7 protein-coding genes are annotated in these 6,000 nt (G+C 42.6%); 6 read left to right on the top strand and 1 reads right to left on the bottom strand.

Going from position 1 to position 6,000, the window contains the following annotated elements:
- Positions 1–141 precede the first annotated feature (141 nt).
- Together JGF26_RS22465 and JGF26_RS17655 are read left to right on the top strand one after the other, a co-directional pair.
- Positions 142–366, top strand: coding sequence for a DUF6392 family protein (locus JGF26_RS22465; RefSeq protein ID WP_238934291.1), 225 nt, complete (start codon positions 142–144; stop codon positions 364–366).
- Complete coding sequence (locus JGF26_RS17655; RefSeq protein ID WP_229255527.1) at positions 312–572, top strand: hypothetical protein; 261 nt, start codon at positions 312–314, stop codon at positions 570–572. Before JGF26_RS22465 ends, JGF26_RS17655 begins: the two co-directional genes overlap by 55 nt.
- Positions 573–645: 73 nt before the next feature.
- Here JGF26_RS17655 and JGF26_RS17650 read toward each other — a convergent pair whose 3' ends face one another.
- Entirely contained in the window at positions 646–1,119 is a 474-nt protein-coding gene (locus JGF26_RS17650; protein ID WP_134708493.1) for a SymE family type I addiction module toxin, read from the bottom strand.
- A gap of 301 nt (positions 1,120–1,420) precedes the next feature.
- On the opposite strand from JGF26_RS17650, the gene JGF26_RS17645 reads away from it, so the two are divergent.
- The 4 genes from JGF26_RS17645 to JGF26_RS17630 all read left to right on the top strand — a co-directional run bounded on the left by JGF26_RS17645 (position 1,421) and on the right by JGF26_RS17630 (position 5,802).
- Positions 1,421–2,290 (top strand): phosphorothioated DNA-binding restriction endonuclease, encoded by an 870-nt coding sequence (locus JGF26_RS17645; protein WP_134708492.1) that lies wholly within the window; start codon positions 1,421–1,423, stop codon positions 2,288–2,290.
- 893 nt (positions 2,291–3,183) lie between these two features.
- On the top strand, positions 3,184–3,444 hold the full coding sequence (locus tag JGF26_RS17640; RefSeq protein WP_134708490.1) for a type II toxin-antitoxin system HigB family toxin: 261 nt from the start codon (positions 3,184–3,186) through the stop codon (positions 3,442–3,444).
- The gene (locus JGF26_RS17635; RefSeq protein WP_134708489.1) at positions 3,444–4,655 is read left to right on the top strand and encodes an ImmA/IrrE family metallo-endopeptidase; all 1,212 of its coding nucleotides are present in this window, start codon (positions 3,444–3,446) and stop codon (positions 4,653–4,655) included. Before JGF26_RS17640 ends, JGF26_RS17635 begins: the two co-directional genes overlap by 1 nt.
- Positions 4,656–4,671: 16 nt before the next feature.
- On the top strand, positions 4,672–5,802 hold the full coding sequence (locus tag JGF26_RS17630; RefSeq protein ID WP_134708488.1) for a beta family protein: 1,131 nt from the start codon (positions 4,672–4,674) through the stop codon (positions 5,800–5,802).
- Positions 5,803–6,000 lie beyond the last annotated feature (198 nt).

The raw sequence follows: 6,000 nt of genomic DNA, 5'->3' as shown, positions 1-6,000 counted from the left end.
TCCCCATTCATCGCTGGATTACCAGACACCAGCTGAATTCGCAACGGACTGGCGAAACAGGAAATATGAAGAAAAACCAACCGACATTACTAACTGAAGGTTGTATCTAATCCTGGGGGCAGGTCAAAAAGTCATAACGAATTGGTAGATGCAGGATTTATTTCATGGAAAACATATCCAAAGGGACATTCAGGCTCTATGAACCAACACCTGGAAATGGCAAAAGAAGGCATCAATTTAAGTTTTTTGAGAGAAGCTCAAGCCCTTGTTGTGATAAACCTTAAATTGAGGCCGATTTACATATTTGTGGTATGGCCGGCGAAGACCTACTGGAAGACTGCGAAGAAGCTTTTGGCGTTCAGTTAGCCACGGAAGAAGATGGCTATATGAAAACGTTCGCTCTTGCTGAGAACGAGTATCTGTTTACGGGTGAAGGTATAGACTTTTTTGGCATCTGTCGGTTTATCCGCTGGGTACGTGGCATACCCGAACCTGTTATACGCGATTTAACCGTTGGCGAACTTCATGCTGTGCTGGTTAAAGCTGTGAAAGAGCAGGTAAAGCACGAGTGATTTTTACTTACAACGGGCATGGGATGACATGCCCGTTTTATTACTTAAGGGTTACATTAGATGGGAAGCACGGTTACTCCGACATCGCCTTCCCTGTTCCACGCTTAACAGCCGGTATATCACCGGTATCATTCAGCGCCCCTGGAAAGGTCTTCAGCCACTGTGCGACTTTCTGTTTATTTATATTCACCACGCTCATACCTTCCAGGCATCCCCATAATTCTCTTGTATGCTGCGGCGTAATCACAATGCAGTCTTTCATGGCGCGGATTTTCACGGGCATGCCGTTGATAAAGCCTGCACGGGTTAACCAGTCGCCGCCCAGAAGAAGGTATTTCATATCTATGCGTGCATACAGTTCGCAACAGGCGGCACTGTCCTGCGGCGTTTCCGCGCGGGGATGAATGGGTGCCGCGTTGGGCTGGTTGCCGTGTAGGCGACGGGCGCTGTTTTTGCGTACCAGCTCGCGGTTTTCAATCATGCCGGTGAAAGCGTCTGATTCTGTTTTGCAAACAGTAAACTCTGGTTTAAAATTCGTCGCAGCCATTTTCAACTCCGTTATAGTTGGTTGTGGTTAGCGGTATGGGGGTGTTGCAGCACCTTCATATCGCGAATTCTCTCTTTAAATATTCTTTGATACTTCCTTCGCCGTTCGGCGTAATTTCTGCTGCTCATTATACAGGGCTGAATATAAACACAGCGTTTTGGTGTGGGGTAAATTTGGAATTTGCGAGGGGGATTCAGGAAATAGAGTTATGTGCGGTAAGGTCATGTTTTTGTTAGTTGCGGGTTGATTGGTCTGGGTTTTGCGAGCATCATCGCAATTATTTACCTTCTTCCGTAACGCGATGGCTTCCAGCAAAACTCTCGAACAGGCAATTGCCGACATCACCATTTGGCGCAAAGGCGAACAGCGTGCGCCGCATAAGCCTTTATTGCTTCTGTACGTGCTGGCGAACTATCAGCAGGGGCATGCGCGACTGTTTGATTACGGAACCGAGGTACACGAGCAGCTTCTTAGCCTGTTAGAGCGCTTTGGCCCACAGCGGAAGGCGCATTATCCGAATATGCCTTTCTGGCGGCTTAAGGGGGATGGGTTTTGGGATCTGAAGAATACTGAGTTCTGTTCGACCACTGGCAGTAAGCAACCGCCCGTTAAAGAACTTGTGGAACATAACGTCGCAGGCGGGTTTGATGAAGAACACTATGCGTTACTGAGTAAGAACAAAAAAATGATCGGCTCGCTGGCGCAGCAGATCCTTGAAGCGCACTTTCCTGAGAGCATTCAGGAGGAGATCGCGGATGAGATGGGTTTTGATATCCAGCAGATCCGTAAGGTTCGCGATCCGCTGTTCCGCCAGCAGGTGTTGCGCGCATATAACTATGAGTGCGCTATTTGCGGGTTCAACATGCGGCATGATAACGCCTCTGTAGGACTTGAAGCTGCACATATTAAGTGGAAGCAGTTTGGCGGACCGTGTGAGATCCCGAATGGACTGGCGCTGTGTGCGATTCATCATAAGGCGTTTGATAAAGGATCGATTGGGCTTGATGAGAGTATGCGGGTGCTGGTGTCCGAGGCAGTAAATGGGAGCGGGATTGTTGGGCGGTTGTTCTGGGATTTTGCTGGGAAGCAGATTGCGCTGCCGATGGTGAAAGGGAATTATCCAAGGGAGGGGTTTGTGGAGTGGCATAGGAAGGAGGTGTTTAAAGATTGAGTGCGAAGGCTGGACTCAAATTTCAGATCTAATATACTGATATCCATGTAGTTTATAAGCAGAAATAAATAGTTATATCCTCGCTTGTACCCACAAATCAAAAAATAGACATTACTAGTGGGTATAAAGCCTTACCAGAAGAACAGCGATATAGTCGTCAAAGCAAGATTCTGGCAGATAGGGAAAATTTATTCAGCGGTATCAATTCCCATCCACTCAGAACAAAGTCAGATATGGCCGCGAAATGAACATTAATCCTTACTTTGCTATGCTTAGTTCCCATGGCAAATCTCTGCGTCTATTTACTGGTTTTAGAGTACCCTCGTTTCTCAATTGTTGAGCGGCCCAACGAATGTCATATTGCCACGTATACAACATATCGCCCGCCCCCCTAAGCTCCGCCTCATAACTGTCCCATACGTATTTTGAAACTTCACGCGGCCAAGCACTACCACCTCGCTCCCGAAGACACTCAATGATCCATTGTTTCATGCTTTCCCTAGTTACAATCATTTCTCCTGACCCTCACTAGTTGTTCGATTTCACAATATTAGCATTGACAGCTTCTGGTACAAGGTGCGCAGAACATAAGCGCTTGTTGTCAACTATCAGCTCAGAACAGATCACAAGCTTGAAAACCTACAATACAGCGGATTCAGATTGATGAAGCATGTAGAAAAATTAACCGATTGATGGGTGATTTTCTGGTTTGAGCAGTATGAGACGTTACAATCACTAAAAGCAAAAATGGCTATTCTGTTGATTAAATTCATGAAAAAAATTACTGTAACGGGGTAAAATGTAACCACTGAAATTTCTTTGGTTCCATTTTTGGGAACAAGTTGACACATCAAACAGAGAACACTATGATGTTCCCATATTAGGAACAAACTATGAGATTGTGCGGAAGAAATCATCTGGATGAGTTAAAGAAAACCACACCAGATTGTATTGTTTGGATCAATGCATGGGCAGCAGAGTTAGATTCGGTGGTTTGGAAATCAGTCCATGATGTTATGAACCAGTTTCCAAACGCCTCCAGTATTGATGGACGCTCTTTCATATTCAAAGTTGATGGTAGCAACATCGCTGTTGAAACCATCATTGATTTCAACATGTTACTGGTGCTTATTACCTCAATAAAGGTAATGTAATGGATATCAAAGTTATAAAAACAGAGCAACAGCATCAGGAGTATTTAAAGAAGATTCACTCTTTAATGCTGGAAATGCCCCCCATTCATTCTAAGGCGCATGAAGACTTGGAATTGCTAATAACTATTGTGGAAGCATATGAGAACTCTAAGTATCCAATCGAACCTCCTGACCCCATTGATGCCATACTTTTCAGAATGCATGAGAAAGGTCTAAAGCAGGTTGATCTTGTACCCTATCTGGGAACAAGAAGCAGGGTTTCAGAAATCCTTGCCCGTAAAAGACCTTTGACGGTGTCAATGATCAAAGCGCTTTCTATTGGACTGGGCATTTCCACAGATACGTTAGTTGGGATAAATGCTGGTAATGACCATTCTTCTGAAGATCACATTGACTGGTCTAAATTTCCAGTTAAGGAAATGATAAACAGAGGTTGGCTTCCAGATATAGTTGATAGAACTAAGAAAAATACCGAAAAAATTATAAAGAACTTTATTGATCAAGTGGGTTGGCAGGCAAGTAGCAGCGTTTCATTCAAACGGACGCTTTCTGGTGATGCTTATTCACCTGCTACAAAATATGCGCTGTTTGCATGGGTCAGCAGAGTGGTCCAACAGGCACGTAAACGCAAGAACTCCTTAGGTATCTTCAATCCAGATGTCTTATCAGCCAGCTTTTTGCGTGATCTTGCCCAATTAAGTTGGTTCGAAAAAGGCCCTTTATTAGCAATTGAGTTCCTTGAAAAACATGGCATTGCGATAGTGATTGAGCCATGTCTAAAGGGAACTAGGATTGATGGAGCTGCGCTAAAAGACGTTGACGGGTTGCCGATCATTGGTTTGAGCTTACGATATGATCGGTTAGATAATTTTTGGTTTACTTTGTTGCATGAAGTTGCCCACATATGGAAACACATTGATTCTAATGAGATCTTCTTGGATGACATCGACTCTAACACAGATGATAGACAGGAGTCAGAAGCAAATCGGCTTGCCAGGGAAGCATTTATACCAAGGTCAACATGGAAGCGAAGCCAGGCTTATTCATCCCCATCTAAAGAGACAATTGATAGCCTCTCAAGAGAGCTAAAAATTACGCCTGCGATTATTGCAGGTCGGATACGGCGTGAAAGCGGAAATTATAGAATTTTCAATGAATTGATTGGTCAAGGTGAAGTAAAAGCACTATTGGTTCCGGCCTTCGATAACTAAACGCAGGAGAGTTATTATGTACCCTACATATGTACCTATTCTCAAAGCAAAAAAAGGTGAATTCACCGCTTTAAAAAAACTGAAGGCTGCATACTCCGAAAAAATAGCACCATTTTTCGAGATTCCTATTTTAGTAAGAAAACAAAAAGAACCAAAGTGGCTCGTGGAATCGACACAGCCTTTAACGGATCATCTGAAAAGAACGGCAAAAAAACTCGTTTCCTCATGTCAATCTAATGCCTTTTTCTTTGACATCACGCAATGGAAAGCTGACAGTTATATTGAAACTGGTGAGCATGTACTAAGCTATCTTCACAAAGAATTATCCAAAAGCGGTGCGATTATTCATCCTGTAGTGGGATTCGATAGATGGGATATTTTAGATTACCAAATAGCATTGAAAAACTTAAACATCCCTGACGGGACTAACTATTGCATTAGAATTGATTCATCTTCTATTATCGATGATTCTTACGATGTCGATTATTTCACTGGTACCCTTGAAAAAATCATGGAGGATCTTGGGTTATCAAGTAAAGAAGTTATGATAATGCTTGATTTTGATGACATTACAAATAAATCAATTGAGTCATTAAATGATCATGTTAAGCATGTGTTAAATATATTTTCCGATTATGAATTTTCGTGCATTATTATTTCAGGCGGTTCCTTCCCCGCATTCATAAATAAAGCAGTTAAAGATGAAAATTCAACCGATTATGTAACAAGACGCGAGATTCACGTCTGGAAATCTTTCGTTGACGATTCAACGTCACCACTTATTTTTTCTGATTATGGTATCAGAAACCCTAAAGCGAAAGATGATGTTATAGCCCCTAATGCAAATGGTAAAATCCGATACACCATTGACGATAAATACTTTGTCGTTCGTGGTTACGCAAAAAACAAAGACGAAGAATACAAGCAACTTCATGGATTATCTGAAATATTAGTAAAATCCCCACATTATTTAGGCCCAGACTTTAGTTGGGGTGATGAATGTATTCTGGCATGTAGTAAAAAAGAGATATTGGGTGGTAACACTGAATGGGTCAGTCATGACACAAACCACCATATAAGTTATGTGGTTGAAGAAATCACTGAGTTCAATAGAGTTAGAGCAGCAAAAAAAACAGCAATCATATAACAAAAAAATCACGCCCATTAATTTGGGCGTGATTCTATATTAGTTTTAAATGCCTCAACAACGATGGTGTACATATCTATCGCCACTATAATCGACCTCTTTATGATTAGCTGAACTCAGATAAATTTCCTCGCCTCTGCTACCATTTTCAACTCTACATCTTCGGCCTTCTTGGACTGACCCCGCCCCGGTAGACGA

This window comes from Enterobacter sp. E1, from assembly GCF_016809815.1.
GTDB classification, from domain to species: domain Bacteria; phylum Pseudomonadota; class Gammaproteobacteria; order Enterobacterales; family Enterobacteriaceae; genus Enterobacter; species Enterobacter adelaidei.
This window is presented reverse-complemented; position numbering and strand designations above follow the sequence as displayed.